This is a genomic window from Streptococcus oralis (genome assembly GCF_026782235.1).
In the GTDB taxonomy this organism is placed as follows: domain Bacteria; phylum Bacillota; class Bacilli; order Lactobacillales; family Streptococcaceae; genus Streptococcus; species Streptococcus oralis_CC.
The window spans coordinates 203,621-228,149 of record NZ_JAKUWE010000002.1; the positions used below are offsets into that span (position 1 = coordinate 203,621).

General features: G+C 41.5%; 40 protein-coding genes. 39 read left to right on the forward strand and 1 reads right to left on the reverse strand.

The genetic code is table 11. The features are described from left to right. Positions 1-6: 6 nt before the first annotated feature. The 38 genes from MK396_RS01440 (at position 7) to MK396_RS01625 (ending at position 20,983) form a co-directional block, all read left to right on the forward strand. Positions 7-147 carry a hypothetical protein gene (locus tag MK396_RS01440; protein WP_000521625.1) on the forward strand — a complete coding sequence of 47 codons (141 nt, stop codon included), beginning with the start codon at positions 7-9 and terminating at the stop codon, positions 145-147. Positions 148-190: 43 nt separating this feature from the next. Beyond that, a complete protein-coding gene (locus tag MK396_RS01445) occupies positions 191-691 on the forward strand; it encodes a GNAT family N-acetyltransferase (RefSeq protein WP_268723453.1) in 501 nt (166 codons plus the stop codon). Between the two features lie 9 nt (positions 692-700). Then, positions 701-1,207 carry a GNAT family N-acetyltransferase gene (locus MK396_RS01450; protein ID WP_268723454.1) on the forward strand — a complete coding sequence of 169 codons (507 nt, stop codon included), beginning with the start codon at positions 701-703 and terminating at the stop codon, positions 1,205-1,207. Positions 1,208-1,211: 4 nt separating this feature from the next. Further along, complete coding sequence (gene nrdG, locus MK396_RS01455) at positions 1,212-1,808, forward strand: anaerobic ribonucleoside-triphosphate reductase activating protein (protein ID WP_000220159.1); 597 nt, start codon at positions 1,212-1,214, stop codon at positions 1,806-1,808. Then, positions 1,805-2,431 (forward strand): uridine kinase family protein, encoded by a 627-nt coding sequence (locus MK396_RS01460; protein WP_268723455.1) that lies wholly within the window; start codon positions 1,805-1,807, stop codon positions 2,429-2,431. The genes nrdG and MK396_RS01460 overlap by 4 nt, the downstream gene beginning before the upstream one ends. Positions 2,432-2,998: 567 nt before the next feature. Beyond that, positions 2,999-3,412, forward strand: a complete 414-nt coding sequence (locus MK396_RS01465; RefSeq protein ID WP_125840471.1) for an effector binding domain-containing protein — start codon at positions 2,999-3,001, stop codon at positions 3,410-3,412. A gap of 255 nt (positions 3,413-3,667) precedes the next feature. Next, positions 3,668-3,976 (forward strand): 30S ribosomal protein S10, encoded by a 309-nt coding sequence (rpsJ, locus tag MK396_RS01470; protein WP_001284513.1) that lies wholly within the window; start codon positions 3,668-3,670, stop codon positions 3,974-3,976. Positions 3,977-4,058: 82 nt separating this feature from the next. After that, on the forward strand, positions 4,059-4,685 hold the full coding sequence (gene rplC / locus MK396_RS01475) for a 50S ribosomal protein L3 (RefSeq protein WP_000160197.1): 627 nt from the start codon (positions 4,059-4,061) through the stop codon (positions 4,683-4,685). A 24-nt stretch (positions 4,686-4,709) separates the two neighbouring features. Then, complete coding sequence (gene rplD / locus MK396_RS01480) at positions 4,710-5,333, forward strand: 50S ribosomal protein L4 (protein WP_000024550.1); 624 nt, start codon at positions 4,710-4,712, stop codon at positions 5,331-5,333. Next, on the forward strand, positions 5,333-5,629 hold the full coding sequence (locus MK396_RS01485) for a 50S ribosomal protein L23 (protein ID WP_001055347.1): 297 nt from the start codon (positions 5,333-5,335) through the stop codon (positions 5,627-5,629). Before rplD ends, MK396_RS01485 begins: the two co-directional genes overlap by 1 nt. Positions 5,630-5,646: 17 nt before the next feature. Beyond that, positions 5,647-6,480: a 50S ribosomal protein L2 gene (gene rplB / locus MK396_RS01490; protein WP_000512905.1), complete on the forward strand. Its 834-nt coding sequence runs from the start codon at positions 5,647-5,649 to the stop codon at positions 6,478-6,480. Between the two features lie 103 nt (positions 6,481-6,583). Beyond that, positions 6,584-6,865, forward strand: coding sequence for a 30S ribosomal protein S19 (gene rpsS, locus MK396_RS01495; RefSeq protein WP_000533766.1), 282 nt, complete (start codon positions 6,584-6,586; stop codon positions 6,863-6,865). An 11-nt stretch (positions 6,866-6,876) separates the two neighbouring features. Further along, a complete protein-coding gene (gene rplV / locus MK396_RS01500) occupies positions 6,877-7,221 on the forward strand; it encodes a 50S ribosomal protein L22 (RefSeq protein ID WP_000818137.1) in 345 nt (114 codons plus the stop codon). Positions 7,222-7,233: 12 nt separating this feature from the next. Next, on the forward strand, positions 7,234-7,887 hold the full coding sequence (gene rpsC / locus MK396_RS01505) for a 30S ribosomal protein S3 (protein ID WP_000529936.1): 654 nt from the start codon (positions 7,234-7,236) through the stop codon (positions 7,885-7,887). A gap of 3 nt (positions 7,888-7,890) precedes the next feature. Then, the gene (gene rplP, locus MK396_RS01510) at positions 7,891-8,304 is read left to right on the forward strand and encodes a 50S ribosomal protein L16 (protein WP_000960947.1); all 414 of its coding nucleotides are present in this window, start codon (positions 7,891-7,893) and stop codon (positions 8,302-8,304) included. Between the two features lie 9 nt (positions 8,305-8,313). Beyond that, positions 8,314-8,520, forward strand: a complete 207-nt coding sequence (rpmC, locus tag MK396_RS01515; protein WP_000772918.1) for a 50S ribosomal protein L29 — start codon at positions 8,314-8,316, stop codon at positions 8,518-8,520. A 24-nt stretch (positions 8,521-8,544) separates the two neighbouring features. After that, positions 8,545-8,805 (forward strand): 30S ribosomal protein S17, encoded by a 261-nt coding sequence (gene rpsQ, locus MK396_RS01520; protein ID WP_000440801.1) that lies wholly within the window; start codon positions 8,545-8,547, stop codon positions 8,803-8,805. Positions 8,806-8,830: 25 nt separating this feature from the next. After that, positions 8,831-9,199: a 50S ribosomal protein L14 gene (rplN, locus tag MK396_RS01525; protein ID WP_268723456.1), complete on the forward strand. Its 369-nt coding sequence runs from the start codon at positions 8,831-8,833 to the stop codon at positions 9,197-9,199. 77 nt (positions 9,200-9,276) lie between these two features. Continuing rightward, the gene (gene rplX, locus MK396_RS01530) at positions 9,277-9,582 is read left to right on the forward strand and encodes a 50S ribosomal protein L24 (RefSeq protein WP_268723457.1); all 306 of its coding nucleotides are present in this window, start codon (positions 9,277-9,279) and stop codon (positions 9,580-9,582) included. Between the two features lie 23 nt (positions 9,583-9,605). After that, complete coding sequence (gene rplE / locus MK396_RS01535) at positions 9,606-10,148, forward strand: 50S ribosomal protein L5 (RefSeq protein WP_000013542.1); 543 nt, start codon at positions 9,606-9,608, stop codon at positions 10,146-10,148. A 17-nt stretch (positions 10,149-10,165) separates the two neighbouring features. After that, positions 10,166-10,351: a type Z 30S ribosomal protein S14 gene (locus tag MK396_RS01540; protein ID WP_001085697.1), complete on the forward strand. Its 186-nt coding sequence runs from the start codon at positions 10,166-10,168 to the stop codon at positions 10,349-10,351. Positions 10,352-10,564: 213 nt separating this feature from the next. After that, positions 10,565-10,963, forward strand: a complete 399-nt coding sequence (gene rpsH / locus MK396_RS01545; RefSeq protein ID WP_268723458.1) for a 30S ribosomal protein S8 — start codon at positions 10,565-10,567, stop codon at positions 10,961-10,963. Positions 10,964-11,152: 189 nt separating this feature from the next. After that, positions 11,153-11,689, forward strand: a complete 537-nt coding sequence (gene rplF / locus MK396_RS01550) for a 50S ribosomal protein L6 (protein ID WP_268723459.1) — start codon at positions 11,153-11,155, stop codon at positions 11,687-11,689. An 83-nt stretch (positions 11,690-11,772) separates the two neighbouring features. Next, positions 11,773-12,129 (forward strand): 50S ribosomal protein L18, encoded by a 357-nt coding sequence (gene rplR / locus MK396_RS01555; protein ID WP_000624044.1) that lies wholly within the window; start codon positions 11,773-11,775, stop codon positions 12,127-12,129. A gap of 17 nt (positions 12,130-12,146) precedes the next feature. Continuing rightward, positions 12,147-12,641 (forward strand): 30S ribosomal protein S5, encoded by a 495-nt coding sequence (gene rpsE / locus MK396_RS01560; RefSeq protein ID WP_000874204.1) that lies wholly within the window; start codon positions 12,147-12,149, stop codon positions 12,639-12,641. Positions 12,642-12,654: 13 nt separating this feature from the next. After that, positions 12,655-12,837, forward strand: a complete 183-nt coding sequence (rpmD, locus tag MK396_RS01565) for a 50S ribosomal protein L30 (RefSeq protein WP_000057241.1) — start codon at positions 12,655-12,657, stop codon at positions 12,835-12,837. Positions 12,838-12,981: 144 nt separating this feature from the next. Then, on the forward strand, positions 12,982-13,422 hold the full coding sequence (gene rplO, locus MK396_RS01570) for a 50S ribosomal protein L15 (protein WP_000766089.1): 441 nt from the start codon (positions 12,982-12,984) through the stop codon (positions 13,420-13,422). A gap of 12 nt (positions 13,423-13,434) precedes the next feature. Continuing rightward, on the forward strand, positions 13,435-14,745 hold the full coding sequence (gene secY / locus MK396_RS01575; RefSeq protein WP_000465390.1) for a preprotein translocase subunit SecY: 1,311 nt from the start codon (positions 13,435-13,437) through the stop codon (positions 14,743-14,745). A 156-nt stretch (positions 14,746-14,901) separates the two neighbouring features. Beyond that, entirely contained in the window at positions 14,902-15,540 is a 639-nt protein-coding gene (locus MK396_RS01580; protein ID WP_001050426.1) for an adenylate kinase, read from the forward strand. Positions 15,541-15,656: 116 nt separating this feature from the next. Next, complete coding sequence (gene infA / locus MK396_RS01585) at positions 15,657-15,875, forward strand: translation initiation factor IF-1 (RefSeq protein ID WP_001029883.1); 219 nt, start codon at positions 15,657-15,659, stop codon at positions 15,873-15,875. 24 nt (positions 15,876-15,899) lie between these two features. Continuing rightward, positions 15,900-16,016, forward strand: a complete 117-nt coding sequence (rpmJ, locus tag MK396_RS01590) for a 50S ribosomal protein L36 (protein ID WP_001808836.1) — start codon at positions 15,900-15,902, stop codon at positions 16,014-16,016. Between the two features lie 17 nt (positions 16,017-16,033). Further along, positions 16,034-16,399: a 30S ribosomal protein S13 gene (gene rpsM / locus MK396_RS01595; RefSeq protein WP_268723460.1), complete on the forward strand. Its 366-nt coding sequence runs from the start codon at positions 16,034-16,036 to the stop codon at positions 16,397-16,399. Between the two features lie 17 nt (positions 16,400-16,416). Next, complete coding sequence (gene rpsK, locus MK396_RS01600) at positions 16,417-16,800, forward strand: 30S ribosomal protein S11 (RefSeq protein ID WP_001118385.1); 384 nt, start codon at positions 16,417-16,419, stop codon at positions 16,798-16,800. A gap of 42 nt (positions 16,801-16,842) precedes the next feature. Beyond that, positions 16,843-17,778, forward strand: coding sequence for a DNA-directed RNA polymerase subunit alpha (locus MK396_RS01605; RefSeq protein WP_000568993.1), 936 nt, complete (start codon positions 16,843-16,845; stop codon positions 17,776-17,778). 11 nt (positions 17,779-17,789) lie between these two features. Further along, positions 17,790-18,176, forward strand: coding sequence for a 50S ribosomal protein L17 (rplQ, locus tag MK396_RS01610; RefSeq protein WP_261065529.1), 387 nt, complete (start codon positions 17,790-17,792; stop codon positions 18,174-18,176). Positions 18,177-18,440: 264 nt separating this feature from the next. Then, positions 18,441-18,707 (forward strand): ACT domain-containing protein, encoded by a 267-nt coding sequence (locus MK396_RS01615; protein ID WP_000644108.1) that lies wholly within the window; start codon positions 18,441-18,443, stop codon positions 18,705-18,707. Between the two features lie 9 nt (positions 18,708-18,716). Beyond that, positions 18,717-20,054, forward strand: coding sequence for a PFL family protein (locus MK396_RS01620; protein ID WP_268723461.1), 1,338 nt, complete (start codon positions 18,717-18,719; stop codon positions 20,052-20,054). A 236-nt stretch (positions 20,055-20,290) separates the two neighbouring features. After that, the gene (locus MK396_RS01625; protein ID WP_213988562.1) at positions 20,291-20,983 is read left to right on the forward strand and encodes a histidine phosphatase family protein; all 693 of its coding nucleotides are present in this window, start codon (positions 20,291-20,293) and stop codon (positions 20,981-20,983) included. 279 nt (positions 20,984-21,262) lie between these two features. Here the strand turns inward: MK396_RS01625 and MK396_RS01630 are convergent, their stop codons facing one another. Further along, a complete protein-coding gene (locus tag MK396_RS01630) occupies positions 21,263-21,826 on the reverse strand; it encodes a methyltransferase family protein (protein WP_000365731.1) in 564 nt (187 codons plus the stop codon). Between the two features lie 168 nt (positions 21,827-21,994). On the opposite strand from MK396_RS01630, the gene leuS reads away from it, so the two are divergent. Further along, entirely contained in the window at positions 21,995-24,496 is a 2,502-nt protein-coding gene (gene leuS / locus MK396_RS01635; RefSeq protein ID WP_268723462.1) for a leucine--tRNA ligase, read from the forward strand. Positions 24,497-24,529: the final 33 nt, after the last annotated feature.

Below are 24,529 nucleotides of genomic sequence, written 5' to 3' on the forward strand. Positions count from 1 at the left end.
AACGGAATGGGGAAATACCAATTAGACGATAAGGGACGCGCACAAGTGACCCGTTATCACGAGAAACACTCGAAAGGTGGAACAGGTAAAAAAGAACGCTTGCTCAACCTCAGAGAACAGTTTTTAAATAAGAATAAGAAAAAATAAAAGTGAGAGTCTGCTCTCACTTTTCTCTTAATTGGAGGTAAAAATGATACTACGCAGACCAACATTAGCAGATAAAGAAACAGTTTTAGAGATGATGGCAGAGTTTGAACAAGCACAGTCCCCTCATGATGGTGGGTTTTGGAACGCCAACAATTTTGTTTATGAAGAGTGGCTAAAAAACAATCAGGATCATGAAATGGGGATTAATTTGCCTGAAGGGTGGGTGCCTGATATTCAGTTAGTCGCTTTTTCGATAGATGGTCAAGCTGTAGGATTTCTCAATATCCGCTTGTGCCTCAATGACTTCTTATTGGAAGAAGGTGGACATATTGGCTACTCCATCCGCCCTTCTAAAAGAGGTAAAGGTTATGCCAAAGAAGCTCTCCGACAAGGCTTGCAAGTTGCCAAGGGAAAGAACATCAAAAAAGCGCTTGTGACTTGTAGCACAGAAAATCCTGCCAGCCGAGCTGTTATCTTAGCTAATGGTGGTGTCTATGAGGATGTTCGAAACGGAACGGAGCGCTACTGGATTGATGTCGATTAAGGAGGAAGCATGGAGCTAAGACGATCAACTTTGGAAGATAAAGAAGCTATATTAGAGATGATTGCGGAGTTCGATGCAGCAAAATCCTATATGCACGGTGGCATGGGCTCCGCTTGGAAGCGAGCAAAGGATTACGAGGATTGTTTAAAGATTGTAGAGCAGCAAGAGGATGCTGCCAACCTGCCAGTAGGCTGGGTTCCTGCAATCAAATTTTTATCATTTGATGAGACTGGCTTGCCTTTGGGATTTTTAGCCCTGCGCTTGTCCTTGAATGACAAATTATTTGTGGAAGGCGGTCATATTGGCTATTCTATCCGTCCCAGTCAACGAGGCAAAGGATATGGGAAGGAGCAGTTGAGATTAGGACTAGCAGAGGCTCGAAAGCAAGGATTGGAACGAGTGCTGATTACCTGCGATGAAGACAACGAAGCCAGCCGCCGCACGATTCTCTCCGCTGGCGGTGTTTACGAAAATACAATCGATAGAAGTCAGCGCTATTGGATAGAGTTGGAGTAAAAGGATGACATGGAATACACCAAAACCAGGTGAATGGAAAAGTGAGGAACTTAGTAAAGGACGGATCATTGATTATAAGGCCTTTAACTTTGTCGATGGAGAAGGTGTACGCAACTCTCTCTATGTATCAGGTTGCATGTTTCACTGCGAGGGGTGCTATAATGTTGCGACTTGGTCTTTCAACGCAGGCATTCCCTATACGGCAGAATTAGAAGAACAAATCATGGAAGACCTTGCCCAACCCTATGTTCAAGGCTTGACCTTACTGGGAGGAGAACCTTTTCTCAATACTGGTATCCTCTTGCCCCTCGTTAAGCGCATTCGAAAGGAACTGCCAGATAAAGACATCTGGTCCTGGACGGGCTACACGTGGGAAGAAATGATGCTGGAAACTCCAGATAAACTGGAACTCTTGTCGCTGATTGACATCCTTGTCGATGGTCGTTATGACAAAAGCAAGCGCAATCTCATGCTCCAGTTCCGAGGTTCCTCTAATCAACGAATTATCGATGTACAAAAATCTCTCAAAAGTGGGCAAGTAGTGATTTGGGACAAGCTCAATGACGGAAAAGAAAGCTATGAACAGGTGAAGAGAGAATGAAGAAAAAAGAGTTAGTAGACAAACTGGTTTCAGAGATAGAGTTAGGGAAAGTCAAAACACTGGGGATCTACGGTCATGGGGCTTCAGGCAAGTCTACCTTCGCTCAGGAATTATATCAAGCCCTAGATTCTACTACAGTAAATTTACTAGAAACAGATCCCTATATCACTTCAGAACGTCACCTGGTAATACCAAAGCAAGCACCTGATCAAAAGGTGACAGCTTGTCTGCCAGTGGCGCATGAACTGGCAAGTTTGCAGAGAGATATTCTCGCCTTGCAGGCAGGCCTGGACATCTTGACGATTGATGAACCTTGGAAGCCAAGCGAAGTCTTATCTGGTTCGAAACCGATACTGCTTGTCGAAGGGATGTCTGTGGGTTTCCTACCCAAGGAACTCTTTGACAAAACTATCTGTTTCTACACGGATGAAGAGACCGAATTAAAGCGGCGCCTAGCTCGAGATACGACTATGAGAAATCGCGATGCTTCCTTTATACTAGCTAGCCATCAGATGAGACGGGAGCAGTATCAGCGTTACTATAGAGAAACCGAGTTTAAAGCAGATATCTTAGTGGATCAATCAGAAGATAAATTCAAAGTCAAAATGACTCGTATTATATAGAAGAAAAGATTGGTTTTAATAGTCGTAAATTAGTAATTGTATGAAGATGAAATAGGAAAACAGTTTCATCCCAAAAAAACGAAAAAAAACTTACAAATCCCTTGCAATCGCAGGGGCTTTGTGTTATTCTACCGTGGTGCTGTAAATTACAGCCTTAGCTGTTATGCAAGAGGTTGTGATCACGATTGGATACATTGCCACGCAACGCGCGTCAGTTTCCTATTTTTGCTTTGAGTTTGAATCCCTTTATGTCCTAGACTTGAGCATAAAAAATGCTCGTTAAAAACTTTCCAAACTATATCAATAAGAGTTGGAAGGCTGGTCTTGGTCGAAGTCTGTATTGTTTTTCGGCTCTGATTGAGACCGGTAAATTGAACGTTTTGTTTACTATGGGTGCCATTCTCTCTAGGAAAAGGGAGTTGATAGTGAATGGCGAGATATATCCTATACGCAAAGAATGCTATTTCATTTTGTTGAGTGAAGTAGCCTCTTGGTAGTTAGAAAGTTTAGAGCTGAGGTTGATTGCTAGTCAGTCACCTTAGAAGTGAAAGTAAAAGGAGCGAAGGAATGTTTTTAAAAATAATCAGTAGTATCTCTACCAATAATTTCCAAGATCCAAGCATGATGGAAAAAATTAGCCATCTATGGCAGGAACACCAGAAAGAAGTAGAGGAGGCATTTGCCCAAGGGCTTCCGATTTATGCAGTCTATCATGATTATGTCAGTGACTACAAGGGGGATTACAGCTTGTCGCTCTGTAGTCTATCCGATAAAGAAGACTGGGATTTTGACACTTCAGGGCAAACATACCAAGTATTTGAGGTGGATACAAGTGATTCAAAAGGTTTCCTCCATACCTGGCAGCAAATTTGGCAGGCAGAAGAAGCAAGAGAACTGCAACGTCAGTATAGTATTGATTTTGAAAAATATGATCCAGATCAGACAGTGTCTATCTTTATCGCCACCCCCAAAAATGGGTAAATTGTTAAACTAAGTTTTATTTACGAAAGAGGATCAGAAAATACTCTAGTAACTTAGATTAGTAAAAAAACGAAAAAAACTTACAAATCCCTTGCAATCGCAGGGGCTTTGTGTTATTCTATTATGGTGCTGTAAATTACAGCCTTAGCTTTGATGCAAGAGGTTGCGACACGCTCGGTTGCATTGCCACGCAACGCGCGTCGGTTTTCTTGTGGAGCTAGCCTATTATCTTAAATAGACGAAAAGGAGAAAAAGATGGCAAACAAAAAAATCCGTATCCGTTTGAAAGCTTACGAACACCGTACGCTTGACACAGCGGCTGCAAAAATCGTAGAATCAGCTACTCGTACAGGTGCACAAGTTGCGGGTCCAATCCCACTTCCAACTGAGCGTAGCCTCTACACAATTATTCGTGCGACTCACAAATACAAAGACTCTCGCGAACAATTTGAAATGCGTACACACAAACGTTTGATCGATATCGTTAACCCAACTCAAAAAACAGTTGATGCGTTGATGAAATTAGATCTTCCAAGTGGTGTAAACGTAGAAATCAAACTTTAATCCAAAGTTTGAAACCTTGAGCATGAAAAACGCTCGTTAAAAACTTTTTGAATAAAAAATATAGAAAAGGAACTATTTTCTCATGACAAAAGGAATCTTAGGGAAAAAAGTGGGAATGACTCAAATCTTCACTGAAGCTGGCGAATTGATCCCTGTAACAGTTATTGAAGCAACTCCAAACGTTGTTCTTCAAGTTAAAACTGTAGAAACAGACGGATATAACGCTATCCAGGTTGGTTTCGATGACAAACGCGAAGTATTGAGCAACAAACCTGCTAAAGGACATGTAGCGAAAGCTAACACGGCTCCTAAGCGCTTCATTCGTGAATTCAAAAACGTTGAAGGCTTGGAAGTTGGTGCTGAAATCACAGTTGAAACATTCGCAGCTGGAGACGTTGTTGACGTAACTGGTACATCTAAAGGTAAAGGTTTCCAAGGTGTTATCAAACGCCACGGACAATCACGTGGACCAATGGCTCACGGTTCTCGTTACCACCGTCGTCCAGGTTCTATGGGACCTGTTGCACCTAACCGCGTGTTCAAAGGTAAAAACCTTGCAGGACGTATGGGTGGCGACCGCGTAACAATTCAAAACCTTGAAGTTGTACAAGTTGTTCCAGAAAAGAACGTTATCCTTATCAAAGGTAACGTACCAGGTGCTAAGAAATCTCTTATCACTATCAAGTCAGCAGTTAAAGCTGGTAAATAGTAAGGAAAGGGGAATACAGTCAAAATGGCAAATGTAACATTATTCGACCAAACTGGTAAACAAGCTGGCGAAGTTGTTCTTAACGATGCAATCTTTGGTATTGAACCAAACCAATCTGTTGTGTTTGATGTGATCATCAGCCAACGTGCTAGCCTTCGTCAAGGAACTCACGCAGTTAAAAATCGCTCAGCTGTTTCAGGTGGCGGACGCAAACCATGGCGTCAAAAAGGAACTGGACGTGCTCGTCAAGGTTCTATCCGCTCTCCACAATGGCGTGGTGGTGGAACTGTCTTCGGACCAACTCCACGTAGCTATGCGTACAAACTTCCTCAAAAAGTTCGTCGCCTTGCGCTTAAATCTGTTTACTCAGAAAAAGTTGCTGAAAACAAATTTGTAGCCGTTGATTCTCTTGAATTTACAGCTCCAAAAACTGCTGAATTTGCAAAAGTTCTTGCAGCTTTGAGCATCGATTCTAAAGTCCTTGTTATTCTTGAAGAAGGAAACGAATTCGCAGCTCTTTCAGCTCGTAACCTTCCAAACGTGAAAGTTGCGACTGCTACAACTGCAAGTGTTCTTGACATCGCAAATAGTGACAAACTTCTTGTTACTCAAGCAGCTATCTCTAAAATCGAGGAGGTTCTTGCATAATGAATTTGTATGATGTTATCAAAAAACCTGTTATCACTGAAAGCTCAATGGCTCAACTTGAAGCAGGAAAATATGTATTTGAAGTTGACACTCGTGCACACAAACTTTTGATCAAGCAAGCTGTTGAAGCTGCTTTCGAAGGTGTTAAAGTTGCAAATGTCAACACAATCAACGTAAAGCCTAAAGCTAAACGTGTTGGACGTTACACTGGTTTTACTAACAAAACTAAAAAAGCTATCATCACTCTTACAGCTGATTCAAAAGCAATCGAGTTGTTTGCTGCTGAAGCTGAATAATCTAAGGAGGAAATATCGTGGGAATTCGTGTTTATAAACCAACAACAAACGGTCGCCGTAATATGACTTCTTTGGATTTCGCTGAAATCACAACAAGCACTCCTGAAAAATCATTGCTTGTTGCTTTGAAGAACAAGGCTGGTCGTAACAACAACGGTCGTATCACTGTTCGTCACCAAGGTGGTGGGCACAAACGTTTCTACCGTTTGGTTGACTTCAAACGTAACAAAGACAACGTTGAAGCAGTTGTTAAAACTATCGAGTACGATCCAAACCGTTCTGCAAACATCGCTCTTGTACACTACACGGACGGTGTGAAAGCATACATCATCGCTCCAAAAGGTCTTGAAGTTGGTCAACGCATCGTTTCAGGTCCAGAAGCAGATATCAAAGTCGGAAACGCTCTTCCGCTTGCTAACATCCCAGTTGGTACTTTGATCCACAACATCGAGTTGAAACCAGGTCGTGGTGGAGAATTGGTACGTGCTGCTGGTGCTTCTGCTCAAGTATTGGGTCAAGAAGGTAAATATGTTCTTGTTCGTCTTCAATCTGGCGAAGTTCGTATGATTCTTGGAACTTGTCGTGCAACAGTTGGTGTTGTCGGAAACGAACAACATGGACTTGTAAACCTTGGTAAAGCAGGACGTAGCCGTTGGAAAGGTATCCGCCCAACAGTTCGTGGTTCTGTAATGAACCCTAACGATCACCCACACGGTGGTGGTGAAGGTAAAGCACCAGTTGGTCGTAAAGCGCCATCTACTCCATGGGGCAAACCTGCTCTTGGTCTTAAAACTCGTAACAAGAAAGCGAAATCTGACAAACTTATCGTTCGTCGTCGCAACGAGAAATAATAGTAAACTAGTCGCCTAAGCAACTAGGAAATCCGCCAGCTCGGTAGCGCTCCATGTGAACGCAAGCCGCTGTGGTACAACATTTAAAGGAGAAAATATAAAAATGGGACGCAGTCTTAAAAAAGGACCTTTCGTCGATGAGCATTTGATGAAAAAAGTTGAAGCTCAAGCTAACGACGAAAAGAAAAAAGTTATCAAAACTTGGTCACGTCGTTCAACGATCTTCCCAAGTTTCATTGGTTACACTATTGCAGTTTATGACGGACGTAAACACGTACCTGTTTACATCCAAGAAGACATGGTAGGTCACAAACTTGGTGAATTTGCACCAACTCGTACTTACAAAGGTCACGCTGCAGACGACAAGAAAACACGTAGAAAATAAGGAGAACATAAATGGCAGAAATTACTTCAGCTAAAGCAATGGCTCGTACAGTACGTGTTTCACCTCGTAAATCACGTCTTGTTCTTGACAATATCCGTGGTAAAAGCGTAGCCGATGCTATTGCAATCTTGACATTCACACCAAACAAAGCTGCTGAAATCATCTTGAAAGTTTTGAATTCAGCTGTAGCTAACGCTGAAAACAACTTTGGTTTGGATAAAGCTAACTTGGTAGTATCTGAAGCATTCGCGAACGAAGGACCAACTATGAAACGTTTCCGTCCACGTGCGAAAGGTTCAGCTTCACCAATCAACAAACGTACAGCTCACATCACTGTGGCTGTTGCAGAAAAATAAGGAGGTAACATCGTGGGTCAAAAAGTACATCCAATTGGTATGCGTGTCGGCATCATCCGTGATTGGGATGCCAAATGGTATGCTGAAAAAGAATACGCGGATTACCTTCATGAAGATCTTGCAATCCGTAAATTCGTTCAAAAAGAACTTGCTGACGCAGCAGTTTCAACTATCGAAATTGAACGCGCAGTAAACAAAGTTAACGTTTCACTTCACACTGCTAAACCAGGTATGGTTATCGGTAAAGGTGGTGCTAACGTTGATGCACTCCGTGCAAAACTTAACAAATTGACTGGAAAACAAGTACACATCAACATCATCGAAATCAAACAACCTGATTTGGATGCTCACCTTGTAGGTGAAGGAATTGCTCGTCAATTGGAGCAACGTGTTGCTTTCCGTCGTGCACAAAAACAAGCAATCCAACGCGCAATGCGTGCTGGAGCTAAAGGAATCAAAACTCAAGTATCAGGTCGTTTGAACGGTGCAGATATTGCCCGTGCTGAAGGATACTCAGAAGGAACTGTTCCACTCCACACACTTCGTGCAGATATCGATTACGCTTGGGAAGAAGCAGATACTACATACGGTAAACTTGGTGTTAAAGTATGGATCTACCGTGGTGAAGTTCTTCCAGCTCGTAAAAACACTAAAGGAGGTAAATAACCAATGTTAGTACCTAAACGTGTTAAACACCGTCGTGAATTCCGTGGAAAAATGCGCGGTGAAGCAAAAGGTGGAAAAGAAGTAGCATTCGGTGAATACGGTCTTCAAGCTACAACTAGCCACTGGATCACTAACCGCCAAATCGAAGCTGCTCGTATTGCCATGACTCGTTACATGAAACGTGGTGGTAAAGTTTGGATTAAAATCTTCCCACACAAATCATACACTGCTAAAGCTATCGGTGTGCGTATGGGATCTGGTAAAGGGGCACCTGAAGGTTGGGTAGCACCAGTTAAACGTGGTAAAGTGATGTTCGAAATCGCTGGTGTATCTGAAGAGATTGCACGTGAAGCGCTTCGTCTTGCTAGCCACAAATTGCCAGTTAAAACTAAATTCGTAAAACGTGAAGCAGAATAAGGAGAAGGCATGAAACTTAATGAAGTAAAAGAATTTGTTAAAGAACTTCGTGGTCTTTCTCAAGAAGAACTCGCGAAGCGCGAAAACGAATTGAAAAAAGAATTGTTTGAACTTCGTTTCCAAGCTGCTACTGGTCAATTGGAACAAACAGCTCGCTTGAAAGAAGTTAAAAAACAAATCGCTCGTATCAAAACAGTTCAATCTGAAGCGAAATAATAGACTAGGGAAGGAGAAATTTCAATGGAACGCAATAATCGTAAAGTTCTTGTTGGACGTGTTGTATCTGACAAAATGGACAAGACAATCACAGTTGTAGTTGAAACAAAACGTAACCACCCAGTCTATGGTAAACGTATTAACTACTCTAAAAAATACAAAGCACATGATGAAAACAATGTTGCCAAAGAAGGCGATATCGTACGTATCATGGAAACTCGCCCGCTTTCAGCTACAAAACGTTTCCGTCTTGTAGAAGTTGTTGAAGAAGCGGTTATCATCTAATCAAGCCTGAAAGGAGAAAACTGAAATGATTCAAACAGAAACTCGTTTGAAAGTCGCAGACAACAGCGGTGCACGCGAAATCTTGACTATCAAAGTTCTTGGTGGTTCTAAACGTAAATTTGCGAACATCGGTGATATTATTGTGGCATCTGTAAAACAAGCTACTCCTGGTGGTGCGGTTAAAAAAGGTGACGTTGTAAAAGCTGTTATCGTTCGTACTAAATCAGGTGCTCGTCGCGCTGATGGTTCATACATCAAGTTTGACGAAAATGCAGCTGTTATCATCCGTGATGACAAAACTCCTCGCGGAACACGTATCTTTGGCCCAGTTGCACGTGAATTGCGTGAAGGTGGCTTCATGAAGATCGTGTCACTTGCTCCAGAAGTACTTTAATTTTTAGGAACAAACTAGTCCCCTAGCTTCAAGCTAGGGTGCCCTTGTGGGCGTAAGAAAAATCAAGGAGAAACCTAATGTTTGTAAAAAAAGGCGACAAAGTTCGCGTAATCGCTGGTAAAGATAAGGGAACAGAAGCTGTTGTCCTTACTGCCCTTCCAAAAGTAAACAAAGTTATCGTTGAAGGTGTTAACATCGTTAAGAAACACCAACGTCCAACTAACGAGCTTCCTCAAGGTGGTATCATCGAGAAAGAAGCAGCTATCCACGTATCAAACGTTCAAGTATTGGACAAAAATGGTGTGGCTGGTCGTGTTGGTTACAAATTTGTAAACGGTAAAAAAGTTCGCTACAACAAAAAATCAGGCGAAGTGCTTGATTAATCACGAAGGAAAGGAGAAGTATAATGGCAAATCGTTTAAAAGAAAAATATCTTAATGAAGTAGTTCCTGCTTTGACAGAACAATTCAACTACTCATCAGTGATGGCTGTACCTAAAGTAGATAAGATCGTTTTGAACATGGGTGTTGGTGAAGCTGTATCAAACGCTAAAAGTCTTGAAAAAGCTGCTGAAGAATTGGCGCTTATCTCAGGTCAAAAACCACTTATCACTAAAGCTAAAAAATCAATCGCCGGCTTCCGTCTTCGTGAAGGTGTAGCGATCGGTGCAAAAGTTACCCTTCGTGGTGAACGTATGTACGAATTCTTGGATAAATTGGTTTCAGTTTCACTTCCACGTGTGCGTGACTTCCACGGTGTTCCAACAAAATCATTTGATGGACGCGGAAACTACACTCTTGGTGTGAAAGAACAATTGATCTTCCCAGAAATCAACTTCGATGACGTTGACAAAACTCGTGGTCTTGACATCGTTATCGTAACAACTGCTAACACTGACGAAGAGTCACGTGCATTGCTTACAGGCCTTGGAATGCCTTTTGCAAAATAATATAGGAGGTAAATCTAATGGCTAAAAAATCAATGATTGCTAAGAACAAACGTCCAGCGAAGTTCTCTACTCAAGCTTATACTCGTTGTGAAAAATGTGGTCGTCCACATTCAGTTTACCGCAAATTTAAACTTTGCCGTGTTTGCTTCCGTGAATTAGCTTACAAAGGACAAATTCCTGGTGTAACAAAAGCATCTTGGTAATATCATGATACAAAGAGCGTAACAACCACAGCAACAATAGGAAATTTGGTGAAGGAGCGATGCTCCAAAACAAATTTATCTTTTTTGCACAGGTTGTAGCTCGTGTTCAAATAAGAGTTCTCTCATTTGAATGTGTCTATACTATCTGAGCCCAGCTCAATCATTAACTAGCAAGTGCAACTTGCAAACTACTAGTAAGAGGAGAAAAACAAAATGGTTATGACTGACCCAATCGCAGACTTCCTAACTCGTATTCGTAACGCTAACCAAGCGAAACACGAAGTACTTGAAGTACCTGCATCAAACATCAAAAAAGGGATTGCTGAAATCCTTAAACGCGAAGGTTTTGTAAAAAACGTTGAAATCATCGAAGATGACAAACAAGGCATCATCCGTGTATTCCTTAAATATGGACCAAACGGTGAAAAAGTTATCACTAACTTGAAACGTGTTTCTAAACCAGGACTTCGTGTCTACAAAAAACGTGAAGATCTTCCAAAAGTATTTAACGGACTTGGAATTGCTATCCTTTCAACTTCTGAAGGTTTGCTTACTGATAAAGAAGCACGCCAAAAGAATGTTGGTGGAGAAGTTATCGCTTACGTTTGGTAATATTTAGCTCCCAATTTCTTTGTGACTCTTCGTTATCGTCTCTTGCCTAACCCAAAGTTATGCCTGCGAGACGATGCCTAGATTCACTTTGAAATTGAAACCTAAATGTTCCTTTAAATCGAGAAATCGATTTAACCCCCCGTGAAAACTGGCCATTTAGGCCTGACAATTTAACAGGAGAAAATAAACATGTCACGTATTGGTAATAAAGTTATAGTGTTGCCTGCTGGTGTTGAAGTCACTAACAATGACAACGTAGTAACTGTAAAAGGACCTAAAGGAGAACTGACTCGTAAGTTCTCAAAAGATATTGAAATTCGCGTGGAAGGTACTGAAGTAACTCTTCACCGTCCAAACGATTCAAAAGAAATGAAAACTATCCACGGAACTACTCGTGCCCTTTTGAATAACATGGTAATTGGTGTATCAGAAGGATTCAAGAAAGAACTTGAAATGCGTGGGGTTGGTTACCGTGCACAACTTCAAGGATCGAAACTTGTTTTGGCTGTTGGTAAATCTCATCCAGATGAAGTTGAAGCTCCAGAAGGGATTACTTTTGAACTTCCAAGCCCAACAACAATCGTTGTTAGCGGAATTTCAAAAGAAGTGGTTGGGCAAACAGCTGCTTACGTACGTAGCCTTCGTTCACCAGAACCTTACAAAGGTAAAGGTATTCGTTACGTTGGAGAGTACGTTCGTCTTAAAGAAGGTAAAACAGGTAAATAATGTTGAGTGGTTGATTTTCAACCACCAACCTATTTTCCAACTTTGTGCATAGCACGCGATTTAAAACTAAAGAGGTGAAAACTGTGATTTCTAAACCAGATAAAAACAAACTCCGTCAAAAACGCCACCGTCGCGTTCGCGGAAAACTCTCTGGAACTGCTGATCGCCCACGTTTGAACGTATTCCGTTCTAATACAGGCATCTACGCTCAAGTGATTGATGACGTAGCGGGTGTAACGCTCGCAAGTGCTTCAACTCTTGACAAAGAAGTTTCAAAAGGAACTAAAACTGAACAAGCCGTTGCTGTCGGTAAACTCGTTGCAGAACGTGCAAACGCTAAAGGTATTTCAGAAGTGGTGTTCGACCGCGGTGGATATCTATATCACGGACGTGTGAAAGCTTTGGCTGATGCAGCTCGTGAAAACGGATTGAAATTCTAATAGGAGGACACTAGAAAATGGCATTTAAAGACAATGCAGTTGAATTAGAAGAACGCGTAGTTGCTGTCAACCGTGTTACAAAAGTTGTTAAAGGTGGACGTCGTCTTCGTTTCGCAGCTCTTGTTGTTGTCGGTGACCACAACGGTCGTGTAGGATTTGGTACTGGTAAGGCTCAAGAAGTTCCAGAAGCAATCCGCAAAGCAGTAGAAGATGCTAAGAAAAACTTGATTGAAGTTCCTATGGTTGGAACAACAATCCCACACGAAGTTCTTTCAGAATTCGGTGGAGCTAAAGTATTGTTGAAACCTGCTGTAGAAGGTTCTGGAGTTGCCGCTGGTGGTGCGGTTCGTGCCGTTGTGGAATTGGCAGGTGTGGCAGATATTACATCTAAATCACTTGGTTCTAACACTCCAATCAACATTGTTCGCGCAACTGTTGAAGGTTTGAAACAATTGAAACGCGCTGAAGAAGTTGCTGCCCTTCGTGGTATTTCAGTTTCTGATTTGGCATAAGAAAGGGGATAAAATGGCTCAAATTAAAATTACTTTGACTAAGTCTCCAATCGGACGCATTCCATCACAACGTAAAACTGTTGTAGCACTTGGACTTGGCAAATTGAACAGCTCTGTTATCAAAGAAGACAATGCTGCTATCCGTGGTATGATCACTGCAGTATCTCACTTGGTAACAGTTGAAGAAGTAAACTAATGAATTTTTAGGGGATGTGGCAATACTCATCCCCTAAAACTAGATATAGTCATCTAAGATGGCGATGTATAGGCGAGTTGATAAGGGAGACAACCTTTTCTCTCTTATCGGCGCTAGCATTTTACAAAAGAGGAGAAAATAATAATGAAACTTCATGAATTGAAACCTGCAGAAGGTTCTCGTAAAGTACGTAACCGTGTTGGTCGTGGTACTTCATCAGGTAACGGTAAAACATCTGGTCGCGGTCAAAAAGGTCAAAAAGCTCGTAGCGGTGGCGGAGTTCGCCTTGGTTTTGAAGGTGGACAAACTCCATTGTTCCGTCGTCTTCCAAAACGTGGATTCACTAACATCAACGCTAAAGAATACGCAATTGTAAACCTTGACCAATTGAACGTCTTTGAAGATGGTGCTGAAGTGACTCCAGTTGTGCTTATCGAAGCAGGAATTGTGAAAGCTGAAAAATCAGGCGTTAAAATTCTTGGTAACGGTGAATTGACTAAGAAATTGACTGTGAAAGCAGCTAAATTCTCTAAATCAGCTGAGGAAGCTATCACTGCTAAAGGTGGTTCTGTAGAAGTCATCTAAGAGAGGTGACCCATGTTTTTTAAATTATTAAAAGAAGCTCTCAAGGTTAAACAAGTTCGATCAAAAATTCTCTTTACAATTTTTATCATTCTTGTTTTCCGTATTGGGACAAGTATTACTGTTCCAGGTGTCAATGCAAAAAGTTTAGAAGCTCTCAGCGGTTTATCTTTCTTAAACATGCTTAGTCTTGTTTCAGGGAATGCCATGAAGAACTTCTCCGTTTTTGCACTTGGTGTAAGTCCGTACATCACTGCTTCTATCGTTGTTCAATTGCTACAAATGGATATTTTACCGAAGTTTGTAGAATGGGGCAAACAAGGGGAAGTAGGACGGAGAAAACTAAACCAGGCTACTCGTTATATTGCACTGGTGCTTGCATTTGTTCAATCTATCGGGATTACAGCAGGGTTTAATACTCTATCTGGAGCGAAATTATTAACGACAGATTTAACTCCACAAGTCTTTGTTACCATTGGGATCATCCTCACAGCAGGTAGTATGATTGTAACTTGGCTCGGGGAACAAATTACAGATAAGGGATACGGAAATGGTGTTTCTATGATTATCTTTGCAGGTATTGTTGCTTCAATTCCTGAGATGATTAAAGGCATCTATGTTGACTACTTCGTCAATATTCCAAGTAGCCGTTTGACTTCATCTATTATCTTTGTCGTTATTTTGATTATCGCTGTCTTGTTGATTGTTTACTTTACAACATATGTTCAACAGGCAGAATATAAAATCCCAATCCAATATACAAAAGTTGCTCAAGGAGCCCCATCAAGTTCATACCTCCCTTTGAAGGTAAACCCAGCAGGGGTTATCCCAGTTATCTTTGCAAGTTCCATTACAGCAGCACCTGCAGCTATCCTTCAATTTTTGAGTGCTACAGGTCATGATTGGGCTTGGGTACGTACAGCACAGGAAATGTTATCTACAACATCTCCAACAGGTGTTGCTATGTATGCCTTGTTGATCATTCTCTTTACATTCTTCTATACGTTTGTACAGATCAATCCAGAGAAGGCAGCAGAAAACTTGCAAAAGAGTGGAGCCTACATTCATGGGGTCCGTCCTGGTAAAGGGACAGAAGAATACATGTCGAAACTTCTTCGTCGTCTTGCTACTGTCGGCTCTCTCTTCCTAGGTGTCATTTCTATCTTACCTATCGTAGCTAAAGATGTATTTGGCCTTTCAGAAGTTGTTGCTTTTGGGGGAACAAGTCTACTAATCATTATCTCGACAGGTATTGAAGGAATTAAACAATTGGAAGGGTATCTATTGAAACGTAAGTATGTTGGTTTCTTAGACACAACAGAATAGTTGTAATAGGAAATAAAATTGACTATTGCTCAGAGAGTGGAGTGTAAAAATCGAAGACGTTGTCAGATTTTTATCTCCTCTCTTCTATTTTGTTTTTAAATAGGGGTTGAAATAGATTTCTGCTTCTATTTAAATACAAAATAAGGAGATCCTATCATGAATCTTTTGATTATGGGCTTACCTGGAGCAGGTAAGGGAACGCAAGCAGCTAAAATTGTGGAGAAATTCCATGTTGCACATATCTCAACAGGCGATATGTTCCGTGCTGCAATGGCTAATCAAACTGAAATGGGTGTACTCGCAAAGTCATACATTGACAAAGGTGAGTTGGTCCCAGACGAAGTTACAAATGGTATTGTTAAAGAACGCCTTTCACAGGACGACATCAAAGAAACAGGTTTCTTGTTAGATGGTTACCCACGTACGATTGAACAAGCTCATGCCTTGGATGAGACATTGGCTGAACTTGGTATTGAACTTGAAGGAGTAATCAACATCGAAGTGAATCCAGACTGTCTCTTGGAACGCTTGAGTGGCCGTATCATTCACCGCAAAACAGGTGAAACTTTCCACAAAGTTTTCAATCCACCAGTTGACTACAAAGAAGAGGATTACTACCAACGTGAAGATGATAAACCTGAGACAGTTAAACGTCGTTTGGATGTGAATATTGCACAAGGTGAACCAATCATTGCTCACTATCGTGCTAAAGGTTTAGTTCATGATATCGAAGGAAATCAAGATATCAATGATGTGTTCAAAGACATCGAAAAAGTATTGACAAATTTGAAATAAAGCGTTTTTCGTACTTGCAAAAAATCGCGACAAATGTTATACTGAGATAGTCTGACTTATAATTGTTGCCTCTGTGTCTTGAGGCATCGAATCGAAATTTATGGAGGTGCTTTTGCGTGGCAAAAGACGATGTGATTGAAGTTGAAGGCAAAGTAGTCGATACAATGCCGAACGCAATGTTTACGGTTGAACTTGAAAATGGACATCAGATTTTAGCAACAGTTTCTGGTAAAATTCGTAAAAACTATATTCGTATTTTAGCGGGAGATCGTGTTACTGTCGAGATGAGTCCATATGACTTGACACGTGGACGTATCACTTACCGCTTTAAATAATCGAAAAACTTGGAGGGATAAGAAATGAAAGTAAGACCATCGGTCAAACCAATTTGCGAATACTGTAAAGTAATTCGTCGTAATGGTCGTGTTATGGTAATTTGCCCAGCAAATCCAAAACACAAACAACGTCAAGGATAAGATAGAAAGGAGAAAACATGGCTCGTATTGCTGGAGTTGACATTCCAAATGACAAACGCGTAGTAATCTCATTGACTTACGTTTATGGTATCGGACTTTCAACATCTAAGAAAATTTTGGCTGCTGCTGGAATCTCAGAAGATGTTCGTGTACGTGACCTTACATCAGATCAAGAAGATGCTATCCGTCGTGAAGTGGATGTAATCAAAGTTGAAGGTGACCTTCGTCGTGAAGTAAACTTGAACATTAAACGTTTGATGGAAATCGGTTCATACCGTGGTATTCGTCACCGTCGTGGACTTCCTGTCCGTGGACAAAACACTAAAAACAATGCTCGCACTCGTAAAGGTAAAGCTGTTGCGATTGCTGGTAAGAAAAAATAATATAGGAGGTAAAAGTCTTGGCTAAACCAACACGTAAACGTCGTGTGAAAAAGAATATCGAATCTGGTATTGCTCATATTCACGCTACATTTAATAACACTATTGTTATGATTACTGATGTGCATGGTAATGCAATTGCTTGGTCATCAGCTGGTGCTCTTGGTTTCAAAGGTTCTCGTAAATCTACACCATTCGCTGCTCAAATGGCTTCTGAAGCTGCTGCTAAATCTGCACAAGAACACGGTCTTAAATCAGTTGAAGTTACTGTAAAAGGTCCAGGTTCTGGTCGTGAGTCAGCTATTCGTGCGCTTGCTGCCGCTGGTCTTGAAGTAACAGCAATTCGTGATGTGACTCCAGTGCCACACAATGGTGCTCGTCCTCCAAAACGTCGCCGTGTATAATCATCGCATTACACTGCTTTTCGTTTAAGAGGGAGTAACTAAATGATTGAGTTTGAAAAACCAAATATAACAAAAATTGATGAAAATAAAGATTATGGCAAGTTTGTAATCGAACCACTTGAACGTGGTTACGGTACAACTCTTGGTAACTCTCTTCGTCGTGTACTATTAGCTTCTCTACCAGGAGCAGCAGTGACATCTATCAACATTGAAGGTGTCTTGCATGAGTTCGACACAGTTCCAGGTGTTCGTGAAGACGTGATGCAAATCATTCTGAACATTAAAGGGATTGCAGTAAAATCATACGTTGAAGACGAAAAAATCATTGAGCTTGACGTTGAAGGTCCTGCTGAAATTACAGCTGGAGACATTTTGACTGACAGTGATATTGAGATTGTAAATCCAGATCATTATCTCTTTACAATCGGTGAAGGTTCTTCTCTAAAAGCGACAATGACTGTTAACAGTGGTCGTGGATATGTACCTGCTGATGAAAACAAAAAAGATAATGCACCAGTTGGAACACTTGCTGTAGATTCTATTTATACACCAGTTACAAAAGTCAACTATCAAGTAGAGCCTGCTCGTGTAGGTAGCAATGATGGATTTGACAAATTAACCCTTGAAATCTTGACTAATGGAACAATTATTCCAGAAGATGCTTTAGGGCTTTCAGCACGTATCTTGACAGAACATCTTGATTTGTTTACAAATCTTACTGAGATTGCTAAGTCAACTGAAGTGATGAAAGAAGCTGATACTGAATCTGACGATCGTATTTTGGATCGTACGATTGAGGAACTGGACTTGTCTGTGCGTTCATACAACTGTTTGAAACGTGCCGGTATCAATACTGTGCATGATTTGACAGAAAAATCTGAAGCAGAGATGATGAAAGTACGAAATCTTGGACGCAAGAGTTTGGAAGAAGTGAAACTCAAACTCATTGACTTGGGTCTTGGATTAAAAGATAAATAAAGGAGGAATACATGGCTTACCGTAAACTAGGACGCACTAGCTCACAACGTAAAGCAATGCTTCGCGATTTGACAACTGACCTTTTGATCAACGAATCGATCGTGACAACTGAAGCTCGTGCTAAAGAAATCCGTAAAACTGTTGAAAAAATGATTACTCTAGGTAAACGTGGTGATTTGCATGCACGTCGTCAAGCAGCTGCTTTCGTACGTAATGAAATCGCATCTGAAAACTATGATGAAGCAACTGATAAGTACACTTCTACTACAGCACTTCAAAAATTGTTCTCAGAAATCGCACCTCGTTATGCTGGACGTAACGGTGGATACACTCGTATCCTTAAAACTGAACCACGTCGTGGTGATGCTGCGCCAATGGCGATCATCGAATTAGTATAAAATCATCAATTTTGTTGAGTGTTATGATGATGGAGTCTTGTGCTCTTAGTCTAGCTCTGGTCTACCGCTGGGACTTCGGTCCTAGCGGGAACACTCATCATCATTTGATAGGGTAGACGCTTGTTTACGAAATTGTTTTTTTGTTTAAGAACAACTTCGTAAGCAGGCGTTTTTTAGTATTTTTTTCGGAAATATGCTATACTAAGAAAAAAGAAAATCAAAAACGTTCAGGTTTTCTAATAATCGTAGAAATGGGGTATAAGAATGAAGGCTATTATTACAGTGGTTGGTAAGGACAAGGCTGGGATTGTTGCAGGCGTGTCTACTAAGATTGCAGAGTTGGGGTTGAATATTGACGATATTTCTCAGACGGTGTTGGATGAATACTTTACCATGATGGCGGTCGTTTCTAGTGACGAAAAACAAGATTTTACCTCTCTCAGAAATGAGTTTGAAACATTCGGTCAGACCTTGAATGTCAAAATCAATATTCAAAGTGCAGCGATTTTTGATGCTATGTACAATATCTAGGAGGTTATCATGGATATTAGACAAGTTACGGAAACCATTGCCATGATCGAAGAGCAGAACTTCGATATCAGAACCATCACCATGGGGATTTCCCTTTTGGACTGTATTGATCCAGATATCAATCGTGCTGCTGAAAAGATTTACCAAAAAATCACCACTAAAGCTGCAAATCTAGTGGCTGTGGGAGATGAAATTGCTGCAGAACTTGGGATTCCTATTGTTAATAAACGGGTATCGGTGACTCCGATTTCTTTAATTGGTGCTGCGACTGATGCGACAGACTATGTTGTTTTGGCAAAGGCACTTGACAAGGCTGCCAAGGAGATTGGTGTTGACTTTATCGGTGGATTCTCATCTTTGGTACAAAAAGGTTACCAAAAAGGAGATGAAATTCTCATCAATTCTATCCCACGCGCTCTAGCTGAGACAGACAAGGTTTGTTCGTCTGTTAACATTGGCTCAACTAAGTCAGGTATCAACATGACTGCAGTTGCAGACATGGGACGTATCATCAAGGAGACAGCTGCGCTATCAGATATGGGTGCGGCCAAGTTGGTCGTATTTGCTAATGCTGTTGAGGACAATCCTTTTATGGCAGGGGCTTTCCATGGTGTTGGCGAAGCAGATGTTATCATCAATGTCGGAGTTTCGGGTCCTGGTGTGGTCAAGCGCGCCTTGGAAAAGGTTCGTGGACAGAGCTTTGATGTAGTAGCCGAGACGGTCAAGAAAACGGCCTTTAAGATTACTCGTATCGGTCAATTAGTTGGTCAGATGGCCAGCGAGAGACTGGGTGTTGACTTTGGAATTGTCGACCTAAGTTTGGCGCCAACTCCTGCGGTTGGTGATTCTGTGGCTCGTGTCCTTGAGGAAATGGGCCTAGAAACAGTTGGTACGCATGGGACGACGGCTGCCCTCGCCCTTTTGAATGACCAAGTTAAGAAGGGCGGAGTGATGGCTTGTAACCAAGTCGGTGGCTTGTCAGGTGCTTTTATCCCCGTTTCTGAAGATGAGGGGATGATTGCTGCGGTGCAAGATGGCTCTCTAAATTTAGAGAAACTAGAAGCCATGACTGCTATCTGTTCAGTTGGACTGGATATGATTGCCATTCCGGAAGATACGCCTGCTGAAACCATTGCGGCTATGATTGCGGATGAGGCGGCAATCGGTGTTATTAACATGAAAACGACAGCTGTTCGTATTATTCCAAAGGGCAAAGAAGGCGATATGATTGAGTTTGGTGGATTGCTAGGGACAGCTCCAGTGATGAAAGTCAACAGGGCTTCGTCTGTTGATTTCATTTCTCGCGGTGGGCAAATCCCAGCTCCAATCCATAGTTTTAAAAATTAATAAAAAAGCGAGAAGATTTAAGTTGAGTTTAAGGATGACTGTGTATACTATAATCATTAAATAAAGACCTCCTAACTTTATTTAATAGAAATCCTAAACTTTTTCATAATAATCTCCTAGGGAAGCTACCATGAGGGTAGCTTTTCTTTTGGATAATTTACAAATGTTGGCTTTGCTTTTGAAAGCCGAATATTTCTTTGATCCATGATATAATAGAAGAAAATGGAGGATAGAAAATGTCTAAAGTAAGATTGTACTTGGTCCGTCATGGAAAAACGATGTTTAACACGATTGGACGTGCACAAGGATGGAGTGATACGCCTCTGACCGCAGAAGGTGAGTTGGGAATCCATGAACTGGGAATTGGCTTGAGAGAGTCTGGTTTACAATTTGACCGCGCTTATTCCAGTGATTCAGGGCGCACCATTCAAACTATGGGAATTATCCTAGAAGAACTTGGCTTGCAGGGAAAAATCCCTTACCGCATGGACAAGCGCATCAGAGAGTGGTGCTTTGGTAGTTTTGATGGAGCCTATGATGGGGACCTCTTTATGGGATTGATTCCGAGAATTTTCAATGTAGACCATGTTCACCAATTGTCTTATGCTGAACTGGCTGAGGGTTTGGTAGAGGTTGATACTGCAGGCTGGGCTGAAGGTTGGAAAAAACTCAGTAGTCGAATCAAGGAAGGCTTTGAAGCGATTGCCAAAGAAATGGAAGAACAAGGTGGGGGCAATGCTCTCGTCGTGAGCCATGGAATGACGATTGGGACCATTGTTTACCTGATCAACGGCATGCATCCGCATGGTTTAGATAATGGTAGCGTGACGATTCTTGAATATGAGGACGGTCAGTTTAGCGTAGAAGTTGTTGGTGACCGTAGCTATCGAGAGCTCGGACGTGAGAAGATGTTAGAGACAAATAGTTAATAGAAGTTAGCTCCGATTAGGAGCTAATTTTGAGTTAAAGGATATGATTTAAATCAATAGTTCCGAAAAAGTAAAAATTTTTGGGGGATGTGATGTTATGAAAGGAAGGCTAGAATCATTTTGGAGAATAATACCATAAAGGAGATATAGACAGAATGAAATCAAACTAAAAGGATTGAATCTTGCATAACGCAAAACTCAATCCTTCATTAAAAAAATATTTATCATGTTTAGCAATCAGTCAAACCTAGTTGAAAGATATGTTATATTTGAATGAAATTACCAAATATAAGGGAAAATTCGATAGCGAACTTTTTGACAGTATGTTTCATATGCTTTTCCAAAATGATTGTATAAGGCTTTTTCTTCTACTTTTAATCGAATACTGTAACCAACTACCAATAGAATGAGACAAATAATAATTGTGAGAGGATTTAATGAAACAATTGACAAGCCAAGTATGGATACGATGCTACCAGTATAGGCAGGATTTCTTACTATAGAATAGGGCCCTGCTTCTACCAACTGCTGACTATCTGTTGTTTGAACCGCAAGTGTAAAATTCTTCCCAAGATAATTAACTGCATAGATACGTAATACAAAGCCGGCTAGAGAAAGGAGAATTCCAATATAGATCAAAAAATGTGGCAATTGAGCTATAGAAGGTAGAAGTTGTTCATTCATTAATAGAAGACAACAAACAACACTACCAATAATGATGTAACGACTTCCTTTGTCTTCAGAGTTATTTTCATTGTTTGATTTTGTTTTCCTTTTAATCCACGTTTCTGTGATGATGAAAATGAGAATGAACCCATATGCAAAAATAGTTTGTAAATCCATGATTATTTCCTCCAGCTAGCATTATACAACTTTCAATTTTGGTGGTCAATTAAAAGGAAATAGTTAGAGTATGTTTTGTAATAGGTATCAATGGAAACTTCATGATTTCATCTGTAAAAATCTCTTGAAAATGGTATAATAGTAACATCACAAAATTGGAGAGAGACCATGAGTTTTTACAATCATAAAGAAATTGAGCCTAAGTGGCAGGGCTACTGGGCGAAACATCATACATTTAAGACAGGAACAGATGCATCAAAACCGAAGTTTTATGCGCTTGACATGTTCCCTTATCCATCTGGAGCGGGTCTTCACGTAGGACACCCAGAGGGTTACACAGCAACCGATATCCTCAGCCGTTACAAACGTGCGCAAGGCTACAACGTCCTTCACCCAATGGGATGGGATGCCTTTGGTTTGCCAGCTGAGCAGTACGCTATGGATACAGGTAATGACCCAGCAGAATTTACAGCGGAAAACATTGCCAACTTCAAACGTCAAATCAATGCGCTTGGATTTTCTTACGACTGGGATCGTGAAGTCAACACAACAGATCCAAACTACTACAAATGGACTCAATGGATCTTCACCAAGCTTTACGAAAAAGGTTTGGCCTATGAAGCGGAAGTACCGGTAAACTGGGTTGAGGAACTAGGAACAGCTATCGCCAACGAAGAAGTGCTTCCTGATGGAACTTCTGAGCGTGGTGGCTATCCCGTTGTCCGCAAACCAATGCGCCAATGGATGCTTAAAATCACGGCCTATGCAGAGCGCTTGCTTAATGACTTGGATGAGTTGGATTGGCCAGAGTCTATCAAGGAAATGCAACGTAACTGGATTGGGAAATCAACTGGTGCTAATGTCACTTTTAAAGTGAAAGGGACTGACAAGGAATTTACCGTCTTTACTACTCGTCCTGATACGCTTTTCGGTGCGACCTTCACAGTCTTGGCTCCTGAGCATGACTTGGTAGATGCCATCACAACAGCTGAACAAGCTGAGGCTGTAGCGGACTACAAACACCAAGCTAGTCTCAAGTCTGACTTGGCTCGTACAGACCTTGCCAAGGAAAAAACAGGGGTTTTGACGGGCGCTTATGCCATCAACCCTGTCAATGGCAAGGAAATTCCAATCTGGATTGCCGACTATGTTCTTGCTAGCTATGGAACAGGTGCTGTCATGGCCGTGCCTGCCCATGACCAACGTGACTGGGAATTTGCCAAACAATTTGACCTTCCAATCGTAGAAGTGCTTGAAGGTGGAAACGTTGAAGAAGCTGCTTACACAGAAGATGGTCTTCATGTCAATTCAGACTTCCTAGATGGCCTTAACAAAGAAGACGCTATTGCTAAAATTGTGGCTTGGTTGGAAGAAAAAGGCTGCGGTCAAGAAAAAGTCACCTACCGTCTCCGTGACTGGCTCTTTAGCCGTCAACGTTACTGGGGTGAGCCAATTCCAATCATTCATTGGGAAGATGGGACTTCAACAGCTGTTCCTGAAAGTGAATTGCCACTTGTCTTGCCAGTCACCAAGGATATCCGTCCTTCAGGTACAGGGGAAAGCCCATTGGCTAACTTGACAGACTGGCTTGAAGTGACTCGTGAAGATGGCATCAAGGGTCGTCGTGAAACCAACACCATGCCACAATGGGCTGGTTCAAGCTGGTACTACCTCCGTTATATTGACCCACACAATACTGAGAAATTGGCTGATGAGGACCTTCTCAAACAATGGTTGCCAGTCGATATCTACGTGGGTGGTGCAGAACACGCCGTGCTTCACTTGCTCTATGCTCGTTTCTGGCACAAATTCCTCTATGACCTCGGTGTTGTTCCGACTAAGGAACCATTCCAAAAACTCTTTAACCAAGGAATGATTTTGGGAACAAGCTACCGTGACCACCGTGGAGCTCTTGTAGCGACTGATAAGGTTGAAAAACGTGACGGTTCTTTCTTCCATGTGGAAACAGGAGAAGAGTTGGAGCAAGCACCAGCCAAGATGTCTAAATCGCTCAAGAACGTTGTTAACCCAGACGACGTGGTGGAACAATACGGTGCTGATACCCTTCGTGTTTATGAAATGTTCATGGGGCCACTCGATGCTTCCATCGCTTGGTCAGAAGAAGGTCTGGAAGGAAGCCGCAAGTTCCTTGACCGTGTTTACCGTTTGATTACAAGTAAAGAAATCGTTGCGGAAAACAATGGTGCTCTTGACAAGGTCTACAATGAAACAGTCAAAGCTGTCACTGAGCAAATCGAATCCATGAAATTTAACACAGCCATTGCCCAACTCATGGTCTTTGTCAACGCTGCTAATAAGGAAGACAAACTTTATGTGGACTACGCCAAAGGCTTTATCCAATTGATTGCCCCATTTGCACCTCACTTAGCAGAAGAACTCTGGCAAACAGTTGCAGCAACAGGTGAATCCATCTCTTACGTGGCTTGGCCAGCATGGGACGAGAGTAAATTGGTTGAAGACGAAATCGAAATCGTCGTCCAAATCAAAGGTAAAGTCCGTGCCAAATTGATGGTTGCTAAAGACCTATCACGCGAAGAATTGCAAGAAATCGCTCTAGCAGATGAAAAAGTTAAAGCAGAAATTGACGGCAAGGAAATCGTGAAGGTGATTGCAGTACCGAATAAACTGGTGAATATTGTAACGAAGTAATCAGTTGATTTGCTGATTTCAAACCTCGGACAG